This is a genomic window from Streptomyces diastatochromogenes, from assembly GCF_002242805.1.
Taxonomy (GTDB): domain Bacteria; phylum Actinomycetota; class Actinomycetes; order Streptomycetales; family Streptomycetaceae; genus Streptomyces; species Streptomyces diastatochromogenes.
The window spans coordinates 100,586-121,649 of record NZ_MCGQ01000048.1 but is presented as its reverse complement, the minus strand read 5'-3'; the positions used below and the strand labels follow the sequence as shown (position 1 = coordinate 121,649).

15 protein-coding genes are annotated in these 21,064 nt (G+C 71.9%); 10 read left to right on the top strand and 5 right to left on the bottom strand.

Annotation, left to right across the window (positions count from 1 at the left end):
• The first annotated feature begins 160 nt into the window (after positions 1–160).
• Both BEK98_RS40455 and BEK98_RS40450 read left to right on the top strand, forming a co-directional pair.
• Positions 161–805, top strand: a complete 645-nt coding sequence (locus tag BEK98_RS40455) for a chaplin (RefSeq protein WP_167444369.1) — start codon at positions 161–163, stop codon at positions 803–805.
• Between the two features lie 227 nt (positions 806–1,032).
• On the top strand, positions 1,033–1,887 hold the full coding sequence (locus BEK98_RS40450) for a GNAT family N-acetyltransferase (protein ID WP_094221781.1): 855 nt from the start codon (positions 1,033–1,035) through the stop codon (positions 1,885–1,887).
• Positions 1,888–1,930: 43 nt separating this feature from the next.
• Here the strand turns inward: BEK98_RS40450 and BEK98_RS40445 are convergent, their stop codons facing one another.
• Both BEK98_RS40445 and BEK98_RS48745 read right to left on the bottom strand, forming a co-directional pair.
• Positions 1,931–2,413, bottom strand: a complete 483-nt coding sequence (locus BEK98_RS40445; RefSeq protein ID WP_094221780.1) for a nucleoside deaminase — start codon at positions 2,411–2,413, stop codon at positions 1,931–1,933.
• On the bottom strand, positions 2,397–2,945 hold the full coding sequence (locus BEK98_RS48745) for an MFS transporter (protein ID WP_143684224.1): 549 nt from the start codon (positions 2,943–2,945) through the stop codon (positions 2,397–2,399). The genes BEK98_RS40445 and BEK98_RS48745 overlap by 17 nt, the downstream gene beginning before the upstream one ends.
• A gap of 172 nt (positions 2,946–3,117) precedes the next feature.
• Between BEK98_RS48745 and BEK98_RS50400 the strand changes: the two genes are divergently transcribed.
• Together BEK98_RS50400 and BEK98_RS40435 are read left to right on the top strand one after the other, a co-directional pair.
• Positions 3,118–3,264: a hypothetical protein gene (locus BEK98_RS50400; RefSeq protein WP_244202192.1), complete on the top strand. Its 147-nt coding sequence runs from the start codon at positions 3,118–3,120 to the stop codon at positions 3,262–3,264.
• 40 nt (positions 3,265–3,304) lie between these two features.
• Complete coding sequence (locus BEK98_RS40435; protein ID WP_094221779.1) at positions 3,305–4,081, top strand: GNAT family N-acetyltransferase; 777 nt, start codon at positions 3,305–3,307, stop codon at positions 4,079–4,081.
• Positions 4,082–4,102: 21 nt separating this feature from the next.
• Here the strand turns inward: BEK98_RS40435 and BEK98_RS40430 are convergent, their stop codons facing one another.
• On the bottom strand, positions 4,103–4,366 hold the full coding sequence (locus BEK98_RS40430; protein WP_094221778.1) for a GlsB/YeaQ/YmgE family stress response membrane protein: 264 nt from the start codon (positions 4,364–4,366) through the stop codon (positions 4,103–4,105).
• A 216-nt stretch (positions 4,367–4,582) separates the two neighbouring features.
• Here BEK98_RS40430 and BEK98_RS40425 point away from each other — a divergent pair, with 216 nt between their 5' ends.
• Positions 4,583–6,034, top strand: a complete 1,452-nt coding sequence (locus BEK98_RS40425) for a hydrolase (protein WP_094221777.1) — start codon at positions 4,583–4,585, stop codon at positions 6,032–6,034.
• Positions 6,035–6,073: 39 nt separating this feature from the next.
• Here BEK98_RS40425 and BEK98_RS40420 read toward each other — a convergent pair whose 3' ends face one another.
• Entirely contained in the window at positions 6,074–8,797 is a 2,724-nt protein-coding gene (locus BEK98_RS40420) for a glycoside hydrolase family 2 protein (protein WP_094221776.1), read from the bottom strand.
• Positions 8,798–8,898: 101 nt separating this feature from the next.
• The gene (locus BEK98_RS40415) at positions 8,899–10,083 is read right to left on the bottom strand and encodes an ROK family transcriptional regulator (RefSeq protein ID WP_094221775.1); all 1,185 of its coding nucleotides are present in this window, start codon (positions 10,081–10,083) and stop codon (positions 8,899–8,901) included.
• Between the two features lie 117 nt (positions 10,084–10,200).
• Between BEK98_RS40415 and BEK98_RS40410 the strand changes: the two genes are divergently transcribed.
• From BEK98_RS40410 to BEK98_RS40390, 5 genes are all read left to right on the top strand, one after another.
• Complete coding sequence (locus BEK98_RS40410) at positions 10,201–11,655, top strand: APC family permease (RefSeq protein ID WP_094221774.1); 1,455 nt, start codon at positions 10,201–10,203, stop codon at positions 11,653–11,655.
• 283 nt (positions 11,656–11,938) lie between these two features.
• Complete coding sequence (locus BEK98_RS40405) at positions 11,939–12,787, top strand: alpha/beta hydrolase (protein ID WP_244202191.1); 849 nt, start codon at positions 11,939–11,941, stop codon at positions 12,785–12,787.
• A complete protein-coding gene (locus tag BEK98_RS51040; protein ID WP_279635507.1) occupies positions 12,784–14,850 on the top strand; it encodes a vWA-MoxR associated conflict system protein in 2,067 nt (688 codons plus the stop codon). The genes BEK98_RS40405 and BEK98_RS51040 overlap by 4 nt, the downstream gene beginning before the upstream one ends.
• The gene (locus BEK98_RS40395) at positions 14,847–15,803 is read left to right on the top strand and encodes an AAA family ATPase (protein WP_094221772.1); all 957 of its coding nucleotides are present in this window, start codon (positions 14,847–14,849) and stop codon (positions 15,801–15,803) included. The genes BEK98_RS51040 and BEK98_RS40395 overlap by 4 nt, the downstream gene beginning before the upstream one ends.
• Positions 15,796–21,015, top strand: a complete 5,220-nt coding sequence (locus BEK98_RS40390; protein ID WP_094221771.1) for an SAV_2336 N-terminal domain-related protein — start codon at positions 15,796–15,798, stop codon at positions 21,013–21,015. Before BEK98_RS40395 ends, BEK98_RS40390 begins: the two co-directional genes overlap by 8 nt.
• Positions 21,016–21,064 lie beyond the last annotated feature (49 nt).

The window sequence follows — 21,064 nt, the reverse complement described above, 5'->3', positions numbered from 1 at the left end:
TTACTTTGCGTGCGGTTCGAAGGATCATGTCACTCGACGGGGTGAAAGACCGATAAGCCATAACTCGGATGGTTCACCTGCGTTTTCTGGGGTGCGGGTGAGTGCCCGCGACGATGTCTGGAAGGCAGGGAAACCTATGAGACGGGCTACCCGAAACGGGGTGATCGCCGTCGTCGCCGCCTCCGGCGCGATGGCCGTGGCGATGCCGGTGTCCGCCGCCTTCGCGGCCGACGGCGCCGCCGCCGACGGCTCGGCGGCCGGCTCGCCCGGAGTGATCTCCGGCAACACCGTCCAGCTCCCGGTGCACGTCCCGCTGAACGTGTGCGGCAACACCGTGAACGTGGTGGGGCTGCTCAACCCCGCCGCGGGCAACACCTGTGCGAACGGCGGCGGTGCCGGCAAGGGCGCCTCGTCGACGTCCGGCGCCTCGTCCACGTCAGGCGGCGCGTCGGCGCAGGGCGGCACGAAGGACTCGCCCGGCGTGCTCTCGGGCAACGGCGTCCAGCTCCCCGTGCACCTGCCGGTGAACGTCAGCGGCAACTCCGTCGACGTGGTCGGCGTGGGCAACCCGGCCCAGGGCAACCACTCCACCAACAACCCCGGCGATCACCCGACGCCGCCCCCGAAGCCGCCGGCCCCCACCAGGACCCACCCGCCCACCGCGCACTCCGCCGCGCGGCCGCCCGTGGCCACCCTGGCCCACACCGGAACCGACCTGACGGCCCCCGTGGTCGCCGGCAGCGCCGCCTTCCTCCTCACCGGCACGGTCCTGTACCGCCGGTTCCGCCCAGGCCGAGACCGCTGACCCCCACGCCGTGAGCCCCGCCGGACGCCGGCCCGGTGGGGCCCACGGCGTGGGGCCCGGGTCGTGTTCGGCGGGCCTTTCCAACTCCGTTCGCATCACGCCGGCTTGACCTCGCAACGGCCGAACCCCGCGTGGCGCGGCCCGCGTTGATCGGCAAGGATGCTGCGGGCGCGGTCGCCGTACCGCGCCGTCCAGCACGTCCGACCCCCACGGAATGGAGCGCACCGATGACCTCTCCGGCCCCCCAGGACCTCGTCGTCACGCAGGCCACCCTCGCCGACTGGCCGGTGATCAGCGGGTGGGCGGCGGCGGAGGGGTGGAATCCCGGGCTGTCCGACGGTCCGGCCTTCTTCGCCCAGGATCCGGACGGGTTCTTCCTCGGCCGGATCGACGGTGAGCCGGTGTCGGCCATCTCCGTCGTGAACTACGGCTCCGACTACGCCTTCCTCGGCTGCTACCTGGTCCGCCCGGACCTGCGCGGCCACGGCCACGGCCTCACCACCTGGAAGACCGCCCTGGCCCACGCCGGAAACCGCACCGTCGGCCTGGACGGAGTCGTCGCCCAGCAGGACAACTACCGCCAGTCCGGCTTCGAACTCGCCTACCGCACCGTCCGCTTCACGGGCACCGCGCCGCAGAGCCGGACACCCGAGCGCGTCCGTCCCGCCGGGCCCGCCGACCTGCCCGCCGTCACCGCCTACGACAGCGCCTGCTCCCCGGCCGACCGCCCGCGCTTCCTCGCCGAGTGGCTCACCGGCCCCGGCCACCGCGCGTACGTCCGCCACGACGGCGACCGCCTCACCGGCTACGGCGTGATCCGGCCCGGCCAGGACACCCTGCGCATCGGCCCCCTCTTCGCCGACACCGCCGACGACGCCCGGGCCCTGTTCGCCGCGCTCACCGCCGACGTCACCGGCCGCGAGGTCGCGATCGACGTCCCCGAACCGAACGCGGCCGGTGTCGCGCTCGCCGAAGAGGCCGGCTTCAGCGCCTCGTTCGAGACGGCGCGGATGTACACCGGGCCGGTCCGGGAGCACGCCCGGGAGCGGATCTTCGGGGTCGCCACGCTCGAACTCGGCTGAGGAGGCGGGCGCCGGTCGACGGCTGCCTGCGCGGAGGCGCCGGTCAACGGCCGCGTGCGTGGCAGCGGCGGTGGAGGTCCCGCACCTCCTCGACCAGCTCGGGCACCGGCCCCTCGACGGCCACACCGGGGGCCACCTCGTGCACGGGCAGCGCCCGCACCGGCGCTGCGGGCACGCCCAACTCGGCCAGCCAGGAGCCGAGTTGCTCGGACGAGGCGACGTACACGATGCGGCCGAGCCCGACCCAGGCGTGCGCGGCCGCGCACATCGGGCAGTGCTCGCCCGAGGTGTAGACGGTGGCGGCGGCCCGTTCCGCGGGCGTGAGGTGGGCGGCCGACCAGCGGGCCAGTTCGAACTCCGGATGCCGGGTGCGGTCCCCGGAGGCCACCCGGTTGCGGTCCTCGGCGAGGACCGTCCCGTCGGCCGCCACGAGCACCGAGCCGAAGGGCTCGTCGCCCGCCTCCAGCGCCTCCCGCGCCAGCTCGACGCACCGGCGCAGATGGCCCAGCTCACTGTCCTTCACCATGGGGCACGGACCTCCTCGCAGCACGATCCCCGGCACTGCACGCCACGGGCACCGAGGGTGACACAGCCACCCGGTTCCCGTCCGGCGCCGCACCGTGCCGTACGGCCGGAAAGGCGTGCCGGTACCCCGCCGCGACCGTGGCCAGTGCGAGCACGGCCGCGGGCAGCGCGGTCCAGGGCAGCGCCCCGGCGCCCAGGACGTCCAGCGCCACCCCGCCCGTGAGCGAACCGGCCGCGATCCCCGCGTTGTACACCGTGGTCTGCAGCGAGGTCGCCACATCGGTGTCGGCCGGGCCCGAGACATCGACCAGCGCGGTCTGGATCAGCGTCGGCGCCCCGCCGAAGGCCACGCCCCACACGGCGACGACGCAGACCAGCACCGCGTGCGCACCGGAGCCGATGCCCAGCACCAGCAGGACCGTCACGAACAGGGCCGGCGACGCGAGCAGCGTGGGCCGCAGACGCCGGTCGACCAGGACGCCTGTGAGCCAGGTCCCACCCGCCTGCTCCGCTGCTCCGTTGCTACGACGCACAGGGCCTGCTCCATCCCGGCCGCGCCGACAACGGCTAACGCAGCTACCCCGAGTCCGCCGTCCCGGATGTCCAGCAGATCCGGGGCCTGCTCGACTCGGGCCTCACCACCGAGATGATCCGCGTGATTCTGCCGTACCTCTCCGGGCCCGAGGAGCTGCACTCGCCCGCCGAGTGCGTGACCCCGCGACGGCGGTCCTGCTCCAGGCGCACATCGACCGCATCCAGGCCCGCATCGACTGCCTGGCCCGCAACCGCGACCGGCTCACCGCGTACCTGTCCGTGGTACGGCCGGACGGTGTCGCCCCGGACGTCCGGTAATTCCGTTGCCCGTCGGGGGCGCGGATGCTGGAGTGAGGGCATGGATCATGCCGCGGTGCTCGCCCTGTACGACCGGGACATACGCGAGGGCGCACGCCCCGACGGGCCCGGCGCCCGGATCGAGCGGACCGGCCCGGTCGTCCGCCAGGTCGCCGATGCGCAGGGCTGGAACGGCGTCGTGTGGTCCGCGCTGGACGCGGGGACCGCGGACCGGGCGATCGGCGAACAGGTCGCGTACTTCACCGGCCTGGGCCGCGACTTCGAGTGGAAGCTCTACGGCCACGACCGGCCGGTGGACCTCGGCCCCCGGCTGACCGCCGCCGGATTCCGCGCCGAGCCCGAGGAGACGCTCCTGATCGGCGAGGTCGCCCGGCTCGCCCTGGACGCCGAGCCGCCCGCGGGGATCCGCTTCGTGCAGGCCACCGATCCGGCCGGCGTCGACCTCGTCGTGGACGTGCACGAGCAGGCCTTCGGCACCGACGGCGGCCGGTTGCGCCACCGGCTGCTCGACCGGCTGGCCGCCGACCCCGGCACGGTCGTCGCCGTGGTCGCGCTCGCCGGTGACGAGCCGGTCAGCGCCGCCCGTATGGAGCTGGTGCCCGGCACCCGCTTCGCCGGGCTGTGGGGCGGCGGCACCGTCGAGACCTGGCGGGGCCGGGGCATCTACCGCGCCCTGGTCGCCCACCGTGCCCGCGTCGCCGCCGCCCACGGCTACCGCTACCTCCAGGTCGACGCCTCACCCATGAGCCGCCCGATCCTGGAACGCCTCGGCTTCCATGCGCTGAGCACCACCACGCCCTATCTGTACGGGAGCTGACGCCCCCTCGACCGTGCTCCCTCAGCGACGGGTCCGGGCCCGGTCCAGAGCGGCGATCCCCGCCGCCGCGAGGGCGATCTGGATGAACCACTCGATCCAGTCGGGCCCCTTGGTGTCCGCGACCCCGAACCCGGCGGCGATCGCCGAGCCCAGCAGCGCCGCCACGATGCCGACGACGATGGTCCACAGGACGCCGATGTGCTGCCGCCCGGGCACGACCAGCCGGCCCAGCACACCGATGATGAGCCCGATGACGATGGCGCTGATGAGGCCTGAAATCTCCATGTCCACCCCTCTTCGTCGCGTTCCCCGCTGATGTTCCATGTGCCCGCTCTGACCGGAGGCACTCCGCTCCGCTTATTGCCGGGACTTTCTGTTCACCGGGCCGTCATGCCATGTACCTTTCAATCAATCGACGCGTGTAGAACCCTCAAGCCGGTTCTACGCGCGCAGACTTGGCGCCCGCACCGCCTCTCCCCACCCCTCATGGAGGTTCGCCGGATGCTCGGATCGAGGAGATCCCGCCGCAGATTCACCACCGCCCTGGCCGGGCTCGGGCTGCTCGTCACGTCCGCAGCCCTGCAGGTCGGCACCAGCGCCACCCCCGCCCACGCGGCCACCACGCACCGGATCCTGTTCGACAACGCCCACGCCGAGACGGCCGGCAACGCGGACTGGATCATCTCCACCAGCCAGCCCGACCCGCTCGGCCAGGACTCCTCACCGTCCGCCGAGACGGACTGGACCGGCGCCCTGTCCTCCTGGGGCGTCGACCTGCAGAAGACCGGCGGCTACAGCCTGAAGACGCTGCCGTCGGGCTCCAGCCTCAGCTACGGCGGCTCGTCGACCACCGACCTGTCGAACTTCGACACGCTGGTCCTGCCCGAGCCCAACACGCTGTTCACGACCGCCGAGAAGACGGCGATCATGAACTTCGTGAAGAACGGCGGCGGCCTGTTCATGATCTCCGACCACACCGGCGCCGACCGCAACAACGACGGCGAGGACGCGGTCGAGATCCTCAACGACCTGATGACGAACAACAGCGTCGACTCCACCGACCCGTTCGGCTTCTCCATCGACTCGCTGAGCATCAGCTCCGACTACCCGTCGGCGATCAGCGACAGCAGCGACCCGGTCCTGCACGGCTCCTTCGGCACCGTCACCAAGAGCCTGATCGCCAGCGGCACGACCGCCACGCTCAAGCCCGCCGACAACTCCAGTGTCAAGGGCCTGCTCTACCGCACCGGTTACTCCGGCAACACCGGCGCCTTCTTCCTGACGTCCACCTTCGGCAGCGGCCGCGTCGCCTTCTGGGGCGACAGCTCGCCGATCGACGACGGCACCGGCCAGTCCGGCAACACCCTGTACGACGGCTGGAACGACTCCGGCGCCACCAACGCGGCCCTCGCCCTCAACGCCACCGCCTGGCTGGCCGGCGCGGGCACCAGCGGTGGCGGCGGTGGCGGTGGCGGCACCTGCACCGCCGCCCAGCTGCTGGCCAACCCCGGCTTCGAGTCCGGCGCCACGTCCTGGACCGCTTCCAGCGGTGTCATCACCAACGACACCGGCGAGGCCTCCCGCACCGGCTCCTACAAGGCCTGGCTGAACGGCTACGGCTCCGCCCACACCGACACGCTCACGCAGTCGGTGACCATCCCCGCCGGGTGCACCAGCGCCACCCTGAGCTTCTACCTCCATGTCGACACCGCCGAGACGTCCACCTCGACGGCCTACGACACCCTGAAGGCGCAGGTCCTCAACAGCAGCGGCACGGTGCTGTCGACCCTCGCGACCTACTCGAACCTGAACGCGGCGAGCGGCTACACCCAGCGCAGCTTCAACCTCGCGAGCTACGCGGGCCAGACGGTCACGATCAAGTTCACCGGCACCGAGGGCTCCACCCTCCAGACGTCGTTCGTCGTGGACGACACCGCGCTCAACGTCAGCTGAGCCGTGCGGGGGTGGGCTTCCGGGCCCACCCCCGTCACATCAGGCGGCCGGGACCGTCCGCTCCGGCGTGTTCCAGCCGGAGACCCGCACCCCCGGCGCCGAACCGTGCAGATCGGCGGTCCGGTAGGTGGCGGTCAGCGTCACCGACTCGCCCGGCCACAGGCCGACCTCGTTGTCCGACCACCGCACCGGCAGCACCGGCTTCCCCTGGGCGTCGACCAGGTGGACGTCCGTGAACAGCGACGGCGTCCTGCCGCCGCCCGTGTGGCGCAGGGTCACCGTCGTGGTCGACGTACCGTCGGACGACACGGTCGAGGCCGTGGCCGACACCGGCACCTGGGCCATCGAGGCGAGCCCCTTCAGGTCGGCATAGCCGGTCGTCGGCGTGTAGTACCAGTCGGTCTTCGCCCAGTCGAGCGTGTCGGCCTTGGTGGAGAGCCAGTACACGTTCCGGCTCACCTCCTTGCCGTCCGCGTCGGTCAGGGTCAGCCGGAGCAGGTACGTGGAGGACAGCCCGCCCACCGACGCGGGCAGGGTGAGCGCGGTGCCGTGCGCGCCGCCGCCGTTCACCGTCAGCCCGGTCACGGCCTTGTCGTACTTCTGGGTGCCGTCGGGGTTGAACAGCGTGGCCCGCGCGGTGAGTCCGCCGGCCGAGGCGTTCCGGTTGTTCACGACGACGACCGAGCGGTCGTCGTAGGAGTACTGGACGTGCAGCGGCTCGTTCGCCTTCTTGGCGCCGAAGTAGGCGCCGCCCTGGTCCAGATAGCGGTCCATCAGCTGCCAGTGCAGCGAGGTCCAGCCGCTGTTGAACATCCAGTAGATGACCCCGGTGGCGGGCTTGCTCGCGTCCGTCGCATTGCGCGCGTAGGCCTCGTACTGGGCGCGCACGTTCTCGTACTGGGCCAGCTGCGCCTTGCGCACGTAGTCGGTGAGGCCCGTCGGGGGCCCGTAGCGGCCGGTGAGGGCGGCGTCGTAGATCTTGAGCGTGCCGAACGTGGGCGAGGGTGAGCGGTGGTACTGCCTGGCGTCCGGGTCCCTCCAGAGCGTGTCCAGCTCGGCGGGCGTCATCATCCGGCGCAGGGTGTCGAGCGTGGGGATGTCGGGGCCCGCGCTGGTCTCGGAGTTGAAGCCGGTGGCCCCGCCCTCGCGCTTGGCGTACCAGTAGCCGGGCGGGATCCAGTCGTAGGGCCCCGTCATCTTCAGGCCCGAACTGCCCAGCCGGGGCGAGGAGTTGTCGGAGGCGGCGGGGACCACCGGGGTGGGCCAGTCGGCGGCCTCGAGAGCGTCCAGGTAGTTCTTCTCGATCGTCGCGTCGGGTGCGAAGTCGCTGCCGATCAGGAAGGAGATCACGCTCGGGTGGTCGCGCAGCCGGGCGGCCTCGGCGGCCATGGACGCCTTGGCGACCGGGTAGTCGGCGTCGGTCCACGTGTCGCCGGTCTCCTTGCCGTTGACCTGGCCCTCCCACTTGGAGCAGCACTCCCAGCCCGGCAGCGTGAGCACGCCGTAGCGGTCGGCGAGGTCGAAGAACTCGTCCGGCTCGATGTGGCCTTCCAGACGGAGGGTGTTCAGCCCGAGGTCCAGGGCGTACCGCAGCCGGTCCTCGACGTAGCCGGGGTCCCAGCGCAGGAACTCGTCCGGGGACCAGCCGCCGCCCTTGATGAGCAGCCTGCGGCCGTTGATCCGGTACTGGCGGGCACCGTCGGAGTTCAGCGGCGCCTGCACGTCGCGGATGCCGAAGCTCTCGTGGGCGGTGTCCGAGGCCGTGCCGGACACGGAGGCGGTGAGGTCCAGGTCGTACAGCGGCTGCCCGCCCATGCCGGCCGGCCACCACACCTTCGGGGAGGTGAGGTGCAGTCCGGGGACGTCGGCGGGGGAGAAGGTGACGGTCTTCGTCTCGTGCGCGGCGAGCGGCACGGACCTGGTGAAGCTCGTCCCGCCGACGCTGCCGCTGATCTCGGCCGTGACCGCCGTCCCGGAGTCGTTGCGGGCCTGCGCCTTGACGGTCAGGTCGGCGGTGGCCAGCGACGGCACGGCCAGCTTGGTCACGACGTGTGCGTCGCGCAGCGCGACCGGGCCGCCCCGGCGGACCAGCACGTCACGGACGATGCCCATGTTCCGGTCGGGTGGCGGCTGGAGCCAGTCGAGCCAGCTCATGGTGAGGTTCTTGGTCGGGTCGTTGGGCCGGACGCGGAAGGCGACCGTGTTCGTGCCGGACTTCACCAGCGAGGTGATGTCCAGCTCGTGGTGGGTGTAGGCGCCGACGACGTCGGCGGCCCCGGCCACCTGATGCCCGTTCACATAGACGTCGGCCGCCGAGATCACGCCGCTGAAGTCGAGGTGGGTGCGCTCGGTGGTGTCGGCGACCGTGAAGTCGGCCCGGTACCACCAGGGGACCTGGAAGTCGGCCCTGGGGATCTTCTCCAGGTTGGTGGAGTGGAACGGGTCCGCGTAGCGGCCGTCGGCCAGCAGTGCTCCGAGGACGGTGGAGCGGGGGCCCGCCGGATACCACCCGGTCGCCGGATAGCCGGGGGTGGAGACGGCCTGCGCGGAGTCGCCGACCTTCGCCGTCGACTGGATCGCGTAGCCGGACAGCGGGGTGCTGCTTCCGGCGGCGGAGGGGACCTGGGTGCCCCGGGCGTGCTGCCGGTGCGCCGGGGCCGGATCCCGGGACCCGGCCCAGGCACTGGTGGACAGCGAGCTGAGCAGACCCAGGGCCACGGCGGCCGTGGCGAGGCGGCGTCTGCGGGCGGGACGAGGGAACACGGCGGTCTCCAGGTCGTAAAGTTAGGAAACTTTACTAACCTGCCACAAGCTAGGGCGCGGGGTGAGCGGTGTCAATCACCGTGGCCTCGGCGGCAGATGCGTCAGAGTGCGGCCGTCCTGCGCTCGAACACCATCTCGCGCGCCGTGCCCAGTGCCGTCGCCACCGCGCCCAACAGGACCGCGTCCTCACCCAGTCGGCTGGGTGCGAGCTTCGGTCGCAGCGGAGTGAGCGTGCGCAGATGCTCCCGGACCGGCCGCAGCAACAGGTCCACGCTGTGGCCCACCCCGCCGCCGAGCACGACGAGGTCCGGGTCGAGCACCGCGGCCGCGGCCGCCACGGTGTGCGCGATCCGCTCGCCCTCCAGTTCCACCGCCCGCACCGCGGCCGTGTTGCCCTGCCGGGCCGCGTCGAACACGGCCTTCGCCGTGAGCTGCCCGCGCATCCCGAAGTGCCGCGCGGCCTCCACGACGGCCACCCCCGACACCGCGTCCTCCAGCCGCTCCGGCTTCCGCCGGCCGGTCCAGGGCAGGAACCCGATCTCCCCGGCCAGCCCGTGCGCCCCCGTGAACAGCCGTCCCTCGCTGACGACGCCCATACCGAGACCGGTGCCGATCAGGATGTACGCGAACAGCCGGCTGCCCGCGCCGACCCCGTACGTGTACTCGCCGAGGGCGGCCAGGTTGGCGTCGTTGTGCACCTCCAGCGGTACGTCCAGCTCCTCGCGCAGCCGGTCCAGCAGCCCCGCACGGCCCCACCCCGGCAGATGCATCGCGTACCGCACCCGCCGCTGCTTCTCGTCGTAGACCCCGGGCGTGCCCACCACCCCGTGCACCACCTCCGCCGGGTCCACTCCGGAGTTGGCGACGACCTGACGGGCGGTGCCCACGACCAGGTCGGCGAGGGCGTCCGCACCGCGGGCGGGGTTGCGCACATCCGACCGGGCGACCACCGTCCCGTCCAGGTCGGCCAGCGCGACGCGCAGCCAGCTGCGGCCTATGTCGACGCCGAGCGCGTGACCGGCGGCCGGGTCGGGGGCGTACAGGACGGCGACACGCCCGCGCTCGGGGGCATGCGTGCCGACCTCGTGCACGAGTCCGGCCGCCTCCAGCGAGGCGAGCGCGCTGGACACCGTCGGCTTGGACAGGCCGGTCTCCCGGGCCAGCTGGGCGCGCGACGCGGCGCCGAGAAGGCGCAGCCGGTCGAGCAGCAGCCGCTCGTTGGCGCTGCGCAGCCGCCGGCGGCTCCAGGGCTGTTCGTGCTGCTCTACGGCGTCGCTGGCGGGCATCGCACCATTCTCACGCATTCCTGACGCATGCTTGACGTACCTAGTAAGGCTCCTTAACTTTATCGGCCATCCAGCCTCCACCGGCAGACCCCTCCCTGCCTCGCGTCAGGAGCCCCCATGTCCGGTAGCCCGCCACCCTCGGGTGGCTTCGTCCGCCGTGTCGGCCTGTTCCAGGCCACGGCCATCAACATGAGCCAGATGTGCGGCATCGGCCCGTTCGTGACGATCCCGCTGATGGTCGCCGCGTTCGGCGGCCCCCAGGCGGTCACCGGATTCGTCGCGGGCGCCGTGCTGGCGCTCTGCGACGGGCTGGTGTGGGCCGAACTGGGCGCCGCCATGCCCGGCTCCGGCGGCAGTTACGTCTACCTCCGCCAGGCCTTCCAGTACCGCACCGGCCGGCTGATGCCGTTCCTGTTCGTGTGGACGGCGATGCTCTTCATCCCGCTGATCATGTCCACGGGCGTGGTCGGCTTCGTCCAGTACCTGGGCTATCTCGCCCCCGGCCTGGGCCGGACCTCCGGCGACCTGATCGGCCTCGGCATCATCGCGCTGGTCGTCCTCCTGCTCTGGCGCGGCATCGAGCACATCGCCCGCATCACCGCCGTGATGTGGACCGTGATGATCGCCTCGGTCCTCCTGGTGATCGTCGCCGCGGCCACGGGCTTCAGCCCGCACCGGGCCTTCACCTACCCGGCACACGCCTTCGACCTCACCTCGAACCACTTCTGGCTCGGCTTCGCCGCGGGCCTGACCATCGGCATCTACGACTACCTCGGCTACAACACCACCGCCTACATGGGCGCCGAGATCAAGGACCCCGGCCGCATCCTGCCGCGCTCCATCCTCTTCTCGATCCTCGGCATCATGGCGATCTACCTGCTCCTGCAGATCGGCACGCTCGGCGTCATCGACTGGCAGCGCATGACCGACCCGAAGGACATCGCCTCGACCTCCGTCGCCTCGGCGGTCCTGGAGAAGACCTGGGGCAGGGGCGCCGCCGACACGGTGACCGTCCTCATCCTGATCACGGCCTTCGCCTCGGTCTTCACCGGCCTGCTCGGCGGCTCCCGCGTCCCCTACGACGCCGCCCGCGACCGGGTCTTCTTCCGACCGTACGAGAAGCTGCACCCGAAGCACCGCTTCCCGATGCTGGGCCTGGCGACCATGGGCGTGATCACCGCGGTCGGCTTCCTGATCGGCCGGCACACCGACCTCGCCACGTTGATCCAGCTGCTCACCACGGTGATGGTGATCGTCCAGGCGCTGGCCCAGATCATCGCGCTCTCCGTCCTGCGCAAGCGGCAGCCGACCCTGCGCCGCCCGTACCGGATGTGGCTCTACCCACTGCCCAGCATCGTCGCCTTCGCCGGCTGGTGCGTGATCTACGGGTACGCCGACAAGAACTCCCCCGGCCGCCACCCCATCGAGTGGTCCCTGGCCTGGCTCGCCCTCGGCTGCGTGGCCTTCTTCGTCTGGGCGCGGCTGGAGAAGGTGTGGCCGTTCGGGGAGCGGGAGATCAGCGAGGAGTACGTCCCCGCACCCGTGCCGGACGGTCAGCCTGCGGAAGCCTGACCGCACCAGCGACATTCTCCGTTTCCCGCCCCGCGCCGAGTGAGGTGACTAAGGTTCACCGTGAGCATCGCAACGCAGGTGGCGGTGCTCGACACGGCATGCGGTCGGTGCAGCGGCGCGGGGCCGCACGGGCAGTACTTCGGGGGCGTGAGTGAGCGGTTCGGACACTCCTCAGCTTGTTTTCGTACACGGAATCGGAAAGCTCCGGGACACCGAGGACGAGCGCCGTGCCTGGCTCGAAGCCCTGGCCCAAGGAGCACGCAGGGCAGGGCATTCCGACGCCGTGTCCGGACTGACGCAGGGCTGGCTGGCGGAGGCACGCTTCGCGAACTACAGCGACCTGTTCACCGACGCCGAGGCCCAGGGCCCGGAAGTCGCGGAAGCCTGGGAACCCGACGAGGAACAGGCCGAGTTCCTGGAGGACTTCGTCGAGACGCTCCTCGACGAACTGGGCCGGCAGGCGGCGGAACAGGGGGACAGGCAGGCGTCCGCCGTGATCGAGGACGCCAGGGCGCAACTCCCGCGCTTCGACGACCAGGCACAGGGCGTCGGAGCGTTGATCCGCGTCCTGGGCAGGGTGCTGACGACCGTGCTGCAACTGCCGGTACTGCGCCAGGGCGCGCAGTGGGCGAGCGGCCTGCCGCTGCTGTCGCACCTGTCCCAGGTCGGGCGCTACCTGGACCGGCGCGAGGCCGACGGCGCCGGACGGACCCTGGACGCCCGGATCCGGGAGCGGGTCCTGCGGGGCACGGACCCGGAGCGGCCGCTGGTCGTGGTGAGCCATTCCCTCGGTAGCGTGGTCGCGTTCGAGGCGCTGCGCGACTACCCGGGGCAGGTCAAGCTGCTGCTGACCCTGGGTTCCCCGCTGGCCACCGCGGCGGCGGTGCTCCAGCGCCTGGTCCCGCAGCCGCCCCGCACCCCGCACCGCGTCGAGCGGTGGCTGAACTTCTGGGACCGCGACGACGTCGTGGTCGGACGGCCCCGCATCCAGAACTGGATGCTGCCCAACGCCTCGGGCGTCCTCCCGGTCACCGACCGCGTGGACTCCGACGGCCTGTGGGTCCACACGGCCACGAAGTACCTGCGGCAGCCGGCCGTCGCCGGTCCGCTTGTCGAGGCGCTGCGGAAGTGACCGGCGAGCCCCGGCGCCACGTACTGGTGGTGGGCGCGCAGTGCACGGACATGGGAACCCTGGCGCGCCTGGAGGAGGCCGCCGAGGGCCTGCACACGGTGCTCACGGACCCCGCCCTCGGCGGGTGCACCGCCCGCCCGGGCGACCACGGGTCCCTCCTGGTGAGCGACACACTGGAACCCGACGACGTGCGCAAGGCCGTGTACGAGGCGGTCCGGCGGGCCAAGGCGGACGGCGCCGTGCTGGTCGTGGCGCTGCTCGGCCACGGTTTCACCCCGCCCCAGCAGACCGACCTCCACTACATGGTCGCCCAGTCCACGACCCGGAGCACCATGTCGGCCGTGAACGTACGGCAGTTGCTCGCCGTCGCCGCGGACGAGCCGGGCGTCGAAGGTGTGATCGCCCTCATCGACACCTGCCATGCGGCGGGCGCGGCACCGGACGCCGGCGGCATCGCCGGCGGGGTGCGGGCCGGCCGGACCAGGCTGTCCGTCCTCACGGCGTCCGCGTCCGACCAGGCGGCCCGCGGCATGCGCCTCACCTTCGCCCTGATCGACGTGTTGCGCGAGGGGCTGAACGGGGCCGGCGCCATGGTGTTCGCCGACACCAGACTCACCGAGGAACTGCGCGGCCGTATCGTCGGACAGGTCGTCGGGAGATTCGAGTACGACAACGACCCCTTCGCCCTGGACGGCCTGTGGCTGGCCCGCAACGTGCGCTCCGCAACCGCCGGCGGAGGCGGTGTGGTGGGGCTGGTGGGACGACAGGACCTCGAAGAGGCCGTGACCCTGTGGCGTGCGAACGTGCGCCTGCCCGAACGGTTGACGCTCGGCGAACTCGACGACCTGCACCGGTTCGCACAGCAGGGCAGGATCGAGGGCCCGACCGATTCCCGGTGGCAGGCGCGGGTGATCGAGATGGTGGGCACGCTCCTCGAGTGCGCGCGCACGGTCACCCTCCTCAACAAGGTGCTGGCCGAGGTCCTCACCAGCGACCTGCTCCGGGAAGCGCGTCAGCTGTCCGGCCTGCCGCACGAGGCCGAGGGAACGGAACTGCTGCGCGACCTCGTCGAGTACGCGGCCCTGCGGGCAAGAAAGCTCCACACACCCCCGTGGCAGGCACCGGCACGGCTCCTGGCGGCCCTGGCCCACCTGTCCGAAGCGGACGACGTGATCCCGCGGTTACGGCCGTGGGCACAGGAACACGGTGTGGTCACCGCGTTCAACGACGCTCTCACCGAGTTCGCCCAGCTCCGCCGGCAGGGAGAACTGCGTCTCGTCCTCAGCCTCGCCGGCGCCCTGACCGACTGGCCGGAAGAAGTCGATGCCTGGCTCGTCGGCAGCGGCGAGAAACTCCCGGTGCACGAGCGCTTCCGCTGCGAGCCGGCCGACCGCCCGGGGGTGGGCCGGGCGATGGGCAGAGCCCTGGCCTGGGCACGCGGCCGGCTCCCGGATCCGGAGCAACTGGTCCACGTGGACGTGGCCGCACCCGTCCACCTCCTGGCCCGCTGGCATCCCGAGGAGGCGAAGGTCGGCCGCCACCTCCTGGGCGTCAACAGCACCGTCGTCGTCCGCTGGAGCGGCCGGATGGATCCCGCCGAGGAGAACGCGGAGATGAACGACGCCGCCCGCAGGGCCCTGCGCCGGATGACGGCCTGCGGCGCCGTCCCCGTGGAGTGGATCGACGCGACCGTCCTCGGCGACCGGCAGGGACTCGAACAGAGCCTCATGACCGGGCGGTACGACACCGCGGTCGGGATCGACCACCATCCCGAGACACTGCAGGACGTCCTCGAAGAACTGCTGCCCTACGCGCCCATCATCCTGTGGCCGCGCCCGGAGGCACGAGCGGGCGACGGCACCCTGCGCGCGCTGGTGGACCAGCACTGGCACAGCCTCCCGAACGGCTTCGCCCCTGCCTACCGGCACCGGTGGGCCCGGGAGCACGCCGGATGCGTGACCTGCCTCGGCGAGGTGCGCGCGGTATGGCACGACGAGGCGTGGCTGGAGTTCTGCCGACCCTTCGAGAATCGCGTCGTGGCCGGCCTTGAGGAGGAAGTGTGACCTGGAAGCCCTACTACCGTGGCGACGGCGAGCAGCGGAAGACCCCGCTGGCCGACCCGCCCCCATGGCGCGAGTTTCCCCGTAAAGCGCAGCACCGGCAGTACCAGCCACCGCCCGGCCTCGTCGACGCCGTCAACGCGGCCCTGCACCTGCGCCGCCCGCTCCTCGTCACCGGTCCCGCGGGCTCGGGCAAGTCCACGGTGATCGAGCAGGTGGCGTACGAACTGGGCCTCGGGCAGGTGCTCCGCTGGCACATCACCTCCCGCAGCTCCCTGGCCGAGGCCCTGTACCGCTACGACGCCCTCGGCCGGATCCACGCGCAGAGCCTGCGCGCGGCGATGACCCAGCACGGGGGCGGCCGTGCGGGCCGTGCCCGCAGCCGTGACGACATCGCCCCCTTCCTGCAACTCGGGCCCCTGGGCACCGCGTTGCTGCCCGCTGAACGACCCCGTGCGCTGCTCATCGACGAGATCGACAAGAGCGACCTGGATCTCCCCGGCGACCTGCTGGAGGTGCTGGAACGCGGGGAGTTCGAGATCCCCGAACTCGTGCGCTACCGGCGGCCCCGCGTCATGGTCCGCCAGTGGGACAGCCACGACGAACATCTCGTCGAACACGGGCGGGTGTACTGCACCCAGTTCCCCTTCATCCTCCTGACCAGCAACGGCGAACGGGACTTCCCGCCGGCGTTCCTGCGGCGCTGCATCCGCTACACGATGCCCCCGCTGACCGCGGACCTGCTGCACGACATCGTCCGGGCCCACCTCGGCGACGTGCCGCAGACCGGCGAGGACCTCGTCGTGAACTTCGCCGAACGCATCGCGGCGGGCGAGCACCTCGCCATCGACCAGTTGCTGAACGCGGTGGCCCTGCTCACCGGCGATCAGGCACCGCAGAACGAGCAGTACGAGGAACTCCACGCGCTGCTGGTGCGTGAACTCTCCCGTGCCTGACGCTCTGACCCGCCTCCTGCGGGCGCTCGGCGATGCCCTGCCCCCCGAGGTGGACGCACGCACTCTCGCCGACGCGCTGTGGCTGGCCGCCTCGGGCTCCGTCGGCGCGGACGCACCGCCGACGCGCCCCGCGCCGGCCGAGGAATCGCCCCCCGCACCGGAGGCGGATCCGGCGGCTCGCCCCACGGGGCACGCGCCGTCGGCCGCACGGCCCGGCCCGCGCGGCGCGGAGAGCCGGCAGGTCTCCGCCCGCAGTCCGGGGGCGACCACCACGGTCCGCGGCGTTCCCCTGACGCTCGGCCGCGGCAGCCCGCTGCCGGAGGCCCTGGCCGTCGGCCGGGCCGTCCAGCCGTTCCGGCAGCCGTGGCGCAGGGGCGGCCGCCGCCGGCTCGACATCGACGCCACCGTGGAGCACTACGCGCGCGGTGGCCCGCTCGTGCCGCTGTTCCGGCCCGCGCCGGAACCCTGGTTCGAGGCGGTCGTCCTCGTGGACACCTCGCTGTCCATGAGCGTCTGGGAGGAGACCACACGGGCGGTCACCGGGCTGCTGCGCCGCCTCGGAGGGTTCCGCGCCGTCCACACCTGGAGCCTGGAGTGGCGGGAGGGCGAACCACAGGTCCGTGACCACCACGACCGTCCGGTACCCGCTGACCGGGTGCCCCACCACGGCAGCGGACCCCAGGGCAGGCGGCTCGTCCTGCTGGTCTCCGACTGCGCCGCCCGCGGCTGGCACACCGCCGGCCCATGGCTGCTGCTGCGGGACTGGGGCGGGCAGATCCCCGTGGCGCTGCTCGATCCGCTGCCCCCGCGCCTGTGGCGCCGCTCCGCTCTGAACCTCCCCGCCGTTCGGGTCACCGGCGGCAAGGCCGGCGACCACAACCGCGGGCTCCGCTACCACCTGCCGCCGCGGCTGAAGCCGGACGCGGACGGAGCAGACCTGCTCGGCCCCTGGGCCGCGCTCCCCGTGGTGTCGGCCACCCCCCACTCTCTGGGAGCCTGGGCGAGCACCCTCATGCGAGCCGACCCGCGGGGCTGCGACGCCGTACTCATCCCCGCCACCGGCCGCGTACCCCGCACGCGCACCGGCACGGCCCCCGCACGCCAGACCGACCCCGAGCACCTCGCAGCGGCCTTCGTCCACACCGCACCGACGCCCGCGGTCCGCCTCGCCGTCCTCGGTTCGAGCCTGGCCGAGCTGCCCCTTCCCCTGCTCTACGTGCTGCGTGACCAGGCGGTGCCCGACGCCCGGTACGCCGATCTCGCCGAGCTGCTCACCAGCGGGCTGTTCACGGTGCGGCGCGCACCCGACGGCGATCCGGTGCTCGTGTTCCACACCGCTGCCCAGCAGTACCTGCGCGGCTACCTGACGACCCATGACGTATGGCAGATCGAGCGTGCCTTCAGCCGCCATGTCGCCGCCCACCCGTACGCGCCACAGGGCATCGGCGCCGTGCTCCATGATCCGGCGGTGGTCAGAGAACTGCCCGCGGCGGTACGTCCGTTCGCGAAGGCTGTGCGGGCTGTGCGGCGCATGATCGAGCCATCGGGCGATCCCGTCCTCGACGCGGAAGCGGGAGACCCCGGTGCGGGGGAGGCGACGCCCACCGTCCCTTCGCTGGTACGGCTGCAGATGCTGGCGCACCTCGATCCGGGCACCGAGGATCTCGTGCGCCGTGACGCCGAGGATCTGCTGGCCCACCTGATCGGCTACGTGGAGTCCAGGCTTCCCGCGCCGCAGGGCTACTGGCCGGGGGAGGACACGTACTTCGACGAGGTGTGCGCGGAGGCGGGGAAGGTCAGCGTCGGTGACGTGAGCGATGATCTCGTCCGGTATTTCATCAGCCGTGGCATCGTCCTCAAACGATGCTCGCCGCTGGAGCAGCCTGTCGGGCAGGGCCTGTTCTGGCAGGCGAGCGGTGGTCCCGTGATCGTCAAGATCAGGAAGTCCGGCGCGTTCTCGTGGGACAGCGTGACGGCTGATGTGCGTGCGGACCCCGACGCCGGCGTTCCGGCCAGGTCCCCGGTCGAATTCGTCATGGTCCTCGACCAGTCCGAGAAGCATGAGGGGCTGCACCCGCTGCGCGACTGCGTGGCGGTGACGGAGTCGACGACCGGGCTCCGACGGGTGTCGGTCGTGCTCCGCGTCCAGACGCGACGCGGAAGGGGGCCGCGGGAGAGCCGGGCGGACCTCGTGAACGCCCTGAGGGTCCTGCGTTTCCGCGCCGGGTCTCCGTCGTACGAGGAAGTCGCTCGGCATGCGGCGCAGGCCTCCCCCCGGGTGCTGCTCGACCCGACCACGCTGGCTGGCTGGTTCGACGGCCGGGAAGTGCCCGCCGACGAACGGAGTTTCGCCTGGCTGACCAGCTTCCTGAGACAACGGGCAGGCATCGAGGACGGCGGTGAGCTGTCGTACAGCCTGTTCACGCTGCTGCTGTACAACGCGTTGCAGGAGGAGCGCCGTGAACCCTCCGGCACGCTCGCGGCATCGTCCGGACCGGCACCCCTCGGTGTACCGGTCACTCACGTGCGGGACCGCACTACACCGGGCGTCTTCCCATTCCTGATCGACTCCGAGGACGAGACAGCGCCGCTGTCGCTGAGGCCGCCGTACGTCGAGCGCGACTATGACGCGGAGTTGCGTGCCGCAGTGCGGGCGGCCGCCGACGGAACCAGCGGGCTGGTCATGCTCGTCGGCTCCAGTGGGTCGGGCAAGAGCCGTTCGTGTTTCGAGGCGTTGTCTTTCCTCCCGTCTTACTGGCGGGTGTGGCAGCCCTCGTCGAGCGAGGACCTGGAGGCGGGGCTGAGCACCCCGGGGGCGATCAGACCGCGCACCGTGATCTGGTTGGACGACTCCCAGCGCCATCTCCTTGACCTGACCAACGCCCACGGTGAACGTGTTGCAGAGGAGCTTCTGGCGCGCCTGCGCGATCCCTCAGGCGGGCCGGTACTCATCCTGGGCACACTGCGCCACGAGTCCTGGCACGCTCTCAGGTCTGTCCCTCCGGCCGACGCGCCCGATCCGCATCAACAGGCGCGAGAGCTGATCGACCACGGCACGCGCTTCCTCGTTTCTGCTCAGCTCAGCCCGGAGGAGCTGGCCCGCCTCCGCGCCGCTGCCGCGACCGACCCCAACCTGGCCGAAGCCGTGCGGCGGGCTGGCGACGCGCTGATTCCGTTCCTGGCGAGCGGCAACGCCCAGATCGAGCGGTACGTCGCCGCGCCGCCCGCGCCCTTCGCCCTCGTACAGGCCGCGGTCGACGCACTCCGCTGCGGGCACGGACCGGAGCTGCCGCGGGCCCTTCTGCTGGCGGCCGCTCCCGGCTATCTCTCGAACGGCCAACGGGATCTCCTTGACGACGACTGGATGTCGTCCGCCCTGGATTACCTCAACCAGGGCCCGCCCGGTGCAGAAAGCCTGCTGAAGCATGTGCGACCCGTGCAGGGCAAGGCCGCCTGGTCGTGTTACCGGCTCTCGGAATACATCGAGCGGTTCGCGCGCGCGGCCCGCCGCAACGTCGTACCCCCGGACGCTCTCTGGGAGGCACTGGCAGCGCACGCGTCGATCCCGGACCTGGGGGCCGTGGCCCGCACCGCCGAAGCGCAGGGCGACGACCGGCGTGCCGAACGCTTCCGTGGGCTCGCCCAACGGGCCCGGGCCCGGGACAGCGCGCGCGCGGATGCGGAGTTCGCCGGCTTCCAGGAGGAGGAGGCCCGCACCGAGCAGATCGAGAACACCGCACGCGCCCTGCGAAGCCTGCTGCAACGCACCAACCTCACCCAGACCGAGGCGAGTGCGGCCGTCGACCGTGCCCTGGACTGGTTGCGGACGGACGACCGCACCGAGAGCGCGCAGTTCGTGCTCAACGGGCTTCTCGCGCGGGGCGATCTGTCCGCCGACGACGCGGCGGACGCCGTGCGGGTCGCGCTGGACTGGCTGGCGGAGCACGGGGACACCCCGGGCGCGCAGTTCGTGCTCGGACGTCTGCTGGAGAGGAACGACCTCGGCGTCGCCGCTGCCCACCGGGCCGTGGTGTACGCCCTGAACTGGCTCGCCGCCCTGGGGGACACACAGTGGGCGCGGTACGTCCTGCGTCCGGTACTCCTGCGCGAGGATCTGTCGCGGCGGCAGGTCGCTCTCGCCGTCGACGCGGCGCTGAGGTGGTGGGAGCGCCACGGCCCCACCTCGGCGGGCGAGTTCGTGCTCAGTGCCGCGCTGCGCAGGGAGGACCTGCCTCCCGGGCCCCGCACCCGGTTCGTCGACGCCGCCATCGGCTGGATCCGCGACTCCGGCAACTCAGACCCGGCGAAGTACGTACTGCGCCCTCTGCTCCAGCGCGTCGACCTCACACCCGAGGAAGCACGTGCGGCCAGGGACCTCGGCCTGCGCTGGCTGCGGTCCCACGGCCGTGACCACAGCGCCCAGTTCGTGCTCAACGCCCTGCTGTATCGCCGCGATCTGACTCCCTCGGAGGCGCGCGAGGCGGCGGAGCACGCACTGGAGTGGCTCCACACACACAGTGCCGCCGACCGGTCGGCCCGGTTCGTACTGCGCCCGTTGACGTGGCGCACCGACCTGGGCGCCGATGTGATGGCTCAGGTGGAGGGGCTGCAGGCAAGGGGCGACCAGGACGGCGGGCTCATCCTGCTCGCGGACATCGAGGGCTTCGCCAAGGACTACAGCCAGGCCGACGCGCGACGCCGCATGCACGACGTCTTCCGACGTGTGCTCAGCGACGTGGATCCTCCGGCGCAGACCTGGGACAGAGGTGACGGCATGGTCGTCTTCCTGCCGGGGCAGGCAGACGACACCACCCTGTGCATGGACCTGGTGTCGCGACTGCGTGCCGAACTCGACGATCTCGACTGGAACACGCCCGTGCGTCTGCGGATCGCCCTGCACCACGGCGACGCCGTGCGGTCACCCCACGGATTGGAAGGGCACGCCGTGGTGACGGCGAACCGGCTGGTGGACTCCCCGGCGCTGCGCTCCGCTCTGCGGTCCGCCGTCGGCTCGCCTCTCGCCGTGATCATGTCCGATGCGGTGTACGGCGGCCTCCGCCACGCGCCCCGGGACGTGACCAGTGCGTTCCGCGCCGTGTACGTCAGGACGAAGGAGCGGGTGCTACGGGCCTGGATCCGGGTGCCCGGATATGCGCAGCCACCCGGCGTCGAGGCATGGGCGTGGCGCCCTGGTGACAATGCGGCCGAGTGACGGCGGCTCCTTTCGCTGCTGACCGAGAGATTCGCGGGTAAATCAGCCG